Origin of the sequence: Pseudomonas sp. NPDC087817 (assembly GCF_044742875.1) — a bacterium.
GTDB lineage: Bacteria > Pseudomonadota > Gammaproteobacteria > Pseudomonadales > Pseudomonadaceae > Aquipseudomonas.
This window is the reverse complement of record NZ_JBIUVJ010000059.1, coordinates 29,534-33,228: the sequence shown is the minus strand read 5'-3', so window position 1 is coordinate 33,228 and position 3,695 is coordinate 29,534. Positions and strand designations below refer to the sequence as shown.

5 protein-coding genes are annotated in these 3,695 nt (G+C 56.4%); all 5 read right to left on the bottom strand.

Going from position 1 to position 3,695, the window contains the following annotated elements; all coding sequences use genetic code 11:
- Window positions 1-77 precede the first annotated feature (77 nt).
- Window positions 78-374 (bottom strand): flagellar protein FliT, encoded by a 297-nt coding sequence (locus ACIONG_RS24935; RefSeq protein ID WP_103305364.1) that lies wholly within the window; start codon window positions 372-374, stop codon window positions 78-80.
- 10 nt (window positions 375-384) lie between these two features.
- Window positions 385-780, bottom strand: a complete 396-nt coding sequence (gene fliS, locus ACIONG_RS24930; protein WP_103305363.1) for a flagellar export chaperone FliS — start codon at window positions 778-780, stop codon at window positions 385-387.
- 129 nt (window positions 781-909) lie between these two features.
- Window positions 910-2,370, bottom strand: coding sequence for a flagellar filament capping protein FliD (gene fliD, locus ACIONG_RS24925; protein ID WP_401303329.1), 1,461 nt, complete (start codon window positions 2,368-2,370; stop codon window positions 910-912).
- Between the two features lie 82 nt (window positions 2,371-2,452).
- A complete protein-coding gene (locus tag ACIONG_RS24920) occupies window positions 2,453-2,809 on the bottom strand; it encodes a flagellar protein FlaG (RefSeq protein WP_103305361.1) in 357 nt (118 codons plus the stop codon).
- A 73-nt stretch (window positions 2,810-2,882) separates the two neighbouring features.
- On the bottom strand, window positions 2,883-3,695 hold an 813-nt coding region (locus ACIONG_RS24915; protein WP_401303326.1), incomplete at its 5' end, for a flagellin domain-containing protein.

Below are 3,695 nucleotides of genomic sequence, written 5' to 3'. Positions count from 1 at the left end.
AAACAGCCACTAGTTAAGTCAAAAAACCGTGCACAGTCAAATTTATGGCGCACATGTCTGGATTAACTGGAGGTTAATTAACCAAACAGATGGTAAACCTTTGCCGCCTTTTGCGCTTGGGTGATCTGCGACATCTCGTTGGCTATCGCTTGCCGCTCACCCATGGCCGCCTCAAGAAGCTCCTTGTAGACATGGAGCAACTCCTCAAGGTTATCGCGCAACGCGACCTCGTCCAGCGAGGCCTCGGCCATGACGTCTTCCATGCAGGAACGGCAAGCCAGATCCAGCTCGCCAATGGCTTCCCAGTTGCGCTCGGCCAAGGCACCGACCAACGCTTCACGGGTATCGGCAATTCGCTGCAATACAAGACTCATGGTGCTCTCCTTAAAACTGCGGGCCTGGTGGAGCAATGCCGTCCCAGCCTTCTTTTACGGTGCGCAGCAGGCCGGCAACTTCGTCGAGAATCCGTGGATCACTCTTGGCGTTGGCTTCGGCGAGTCGCTTCATCATGTAGATGTAGAGCTGGTTAAGCTCACCTACCGAATCCGCGCTGTTTTCCAGATCCAGGCCTTCACACAGGCCACCGATAATGCCCACGGCCTTGCTGATGGCCGTGCATTTGGCAGCAATATCCTTGCGCTCGATGGCGCCCTTGGCCTCGGCAATACGCCCCAGGCCACCTTCCATCAACATTTGCACCAAACGGTGCGGGCTCGCTTCGGACGTCTGTGCATGCGCGCCGACTTTCTGGTATTGCCGAAGGGCTAACATCGGATTCATGTTCTACCTCATTGCCACAATGACTCGTATATCCAGTGTATCGCCAACGAATCAGAGAACTTTAGATCAAAAGACAAAAACCCGGCACACGCCGATAAAGCGTAGCCGGGTTTTTGTCGTGCCTGCCTGTTACTTCGCAGACTGCTGAGCGGTCAGCGAGCTGAAGAACGACGTAATGTTGCTCGCCGTCGCCTTCATCTGCCCTACCAGCAAGTCCATGGCGTTGTACTTGGCAGTCAACGTCTTGGTCAGGTTGGCGACACGCAAGTCCAGCGCCGCTTGCTGGTCGGTCAGGTTTCGGGTGTTTTTGGTGAGAATGGCCATGCGCTGATCAAGCAGACTGACACCTTTGAGCTCTCCCGCCGGTGGCTTGAGATACGGATCAACAGCCTTGTTCATACGCGCCAGCAAACCATTGGTGTCGTTGGTGCCGTTGAACAACTGCTGAACCTGGCCGGTCATGCCTGGCTGCGCCATGGTTTTGTTGAAGGCATTGGTATCGAACGTCAGGTTGCCGGTGTTGCGGTCAGTCATCACACCCAACTGGGACAGCACCGCCAACGGACCGCCGGCGCCTTCCGCAGTCAACTGACCACGAATATCGGCAATCAGCGAGCGCGGCATCGCGTCACCTGTGAATGCTGCTTGCACAGTCAGCTTGCCATCCGCATCCGGCGTCGCCTTGGACAGCGTGTCGATGGTCGTCTTCAACGTGTTGTAAGCGTCGACGAACGACTGAATCGATGTCTGCAACCCTTTGGTGTTGGCATCCACGGTGACAACAGTCGGAGTCGCAACGGCACCGGTGACAGGGCTGACAGTCGTCAGATTCAGGGTCAGACCACTGATTGCACCGCTCACCGTGTTGCTTTTGCTGGTGACCGCAAGGCCATCGATGGTCAGCTTGGCGTTTTTCGCAACATCATTGACGGCCCCTGAAGCGCCTGCGGCCGGGTTAAGGCCCATCGGCTGGGTACCATCGATTTCCAGACCGGCAATGCCGCTCACCTTAAGGTCAGAACCTTCGCCGGTCTTGCTCGAACTGATCACCAGGCGCGAAGCACCAGAGCTGTCGGTCACGATGTTGGCGGAAATCCCGTTTGCGCCCTGAGCCTTGTTGATGGCGTCGCGGGTGGTCTGCAACGTGGCATTGGCAGGAATGTCGACATTGTAATCAGTGCCATTCTGACTGATTTTCAGGGTACCACTCGGAATGGCACTGGCGGCACCGCCGGCGAAAGAGGCGCTGGCGATTTTCGAGCCAGTGGCCAATTGACTGACAACAACGTTGTAATTGCCCGTCACAGCGGTGCTGTCGGACGTCGCGCTCAGAGTGGCATTGTTCGAAGTCGCGGTGAAACCGGCAAATGCAGGATTGGTCTTGCTGCCCAGGTTGGTCATCGCCGTCTGGAACGCGGTCAATGCACTCTTCAGCGAGCCGACACCGGAAATCTTCAGCGTGTTGACTTTGGTCGCGGTATCGATCTGCGTCTGCTTCGGCGCCTTGTCGGCATTGACCAGCGCAGTGACGATCGCACCGATGTCCAGGCCGGAACCCAGTCCGGAACCCGGTAGAATTGGACTTGCCATGTGCATCTCCCTTCAGATTGTTGCCATTCTTTTGACCGTTACACGCGTCCTGAGAACGGACAAACACTATTCATGCCAGCTATCAGACTTTGGCGTCGAACAATACGTGACTCGCGTTCGCGAGACTGTCTGCCAGCTTGAGGGCTTCCGCGGAGGGAATCTGTCGAACAACCTCACCCGTCTCGCTTGCGATCACCTTGACGATGACCTTTCCGGAATGTTCGTCGATGGAGAACTCCAGATTGCGCTTGATCGATTGAACGAACTTCTCGATCTCCTGCACCGCCAGCTTCAACTTGGCATCGTCCGTATCCTGACTCTTGGCAGCGGCCGGAGCTTCAGCCTTCACGACCTTAGGCGTCTCTGACGGTTTGTCAGCAACCGGCGTTACTGGCTTGGGAGCCGGATAAGACTGGTTAAGCTTGACGCTCATGTCCATGCTCATCACCTCCTAACGAAAAAAGGCGAGAGAGCGCGACTAGCGCACTCCCTCGCCCGAACTCATTCCGAAATTACTGAAGCAGCTTCAGTACAGCGGAAGGCAGTTGGTTGGCTTGAGCCAGTACGGAGGTCGAAGCCTGCTGCAGAGTTTGCTGCTTGGTCAGGTTAGCAGTTTCTGCGGCGAAGTCGGTGTCTTGTACACGACCCTGTGCAGCAGTGGTGTTCTCAACGATGTTTTGCAGGTTGGAGATGGTGCTGGTCAGACGGTTTTGCGAAGCACCCAGGCTCGAACGAGTGCTGTTGATCGTTGCAATTGCAGCGTCGATCGCGGTGATTGCGTTGTCGATGTTGGCAGCAGCGCCCGATACGCTTGCACCGGTCAGAACTACAGTACCGCTACCTACGGACAGGCTGACGGCGTCGAACTTGGAGCTCAGTACCAGGTCGATGTGGTTAGCCGAACCGGTGTTTGCGCCCACTTGCAGGGTCACAGTACCAGCCGAACCGTCCAGCAGGTTTTTGCCGTTCAGGTTGGTGGAAGCAGAGATACGAGTCAGTTCGTCCGACATCTGGGCGAATTCGTCGTTGGTTGCTTTCTGGTCGATGCTGCCGTTGGTACCGGTACGGGCTTTAACAGCCAGTTCACGCATACGCTGCAGAATGTCGGTCGAAGCTTGCAGAGCGCCTTCAGCGGTCTGAGCAACGGAGATACCGTCGTTGGCGTTCTGGATCGCCTGGTTGCCACCACGGATCTGGGAAGTCATACGGGTAGCGATCTGCAGGCCAGCGGCGTCGTCTTTAGCGCTGTTGATTTTCAGGCCGGAAGACAGGCGCTGCATCGAAGTCGACAGAGCGTCGGAAGCGCGGTTCAGGTTTTTCTGAAC